This window comes from Patulibacter medicamentivorans (genome assembly GCF_000240225.1).
In the GTDB taxonomy this organism is placed as follows: Bacteria; Actinomycetota; Thermoleophilia; order Solirubrobacterales; family Solirubrobacteraceae; genus Patulibacter; species Patulibacter medicamentivorans.
In genome coordinates this window covers 1-437 of sequence record NZ_AGUD01000345.1, presented here as the reverse complement: position 1 = coordinate 437, position 437 = coordinate 1, and the positions used below count along the sequence as shown (strand labels likewise).

At 70.7% G+C, this 437-nt stretch carries 1 pseudogene; it reads left to right on the top strand.

The features are described from left to right. Positions 1-79 precede the first annotated feature (79 nt). A pseudogene (locus tag PAI11_RS23565) lies at positions 80-437 on the top strand (hypothetical protein); the annotation flags it as partial.

The following is a 437-nucleotide window of genomic DNA, read 5'->3' as shown; positions in this document are numbered from 1 at the left end:
ACATCAGGCCTCTCGAAGGAGGACCTTCATGACTTCCAACGCTCGGCGCCTCGCGCGCCGTTCTGCGATCGCCGGCGGCATGCTGGCGGTTTCCCTGGCTGCCGCCGCTCCGGCGTCGGCTGCTCTCGGTGGGGCGAACCCCGCCAACTACAACCACGTCCCGGATCTGCGCTCGGTGACGTTCGGCGAGTCCGGGCCCGACCTGGTCGCCTGGTTCACGTTCGACGAGCCGCTGGCCTCGAACGCGATCGACCCGACGCAGTTCACGCTCGGCGGCTACGCGTCGAGCCAGCGGGTCCCGACCGCGGACGCGGCGTCGGTCGTCGGCAGCAAGCCGAACACCGTCGAGCTGCGCTGGACCGCCGCCAACGCGCCCGACTTCGACGAGACGACCTACGGCGTCGTCAACGCCGGTGCGGTCCGGGCGTTCAACGGCA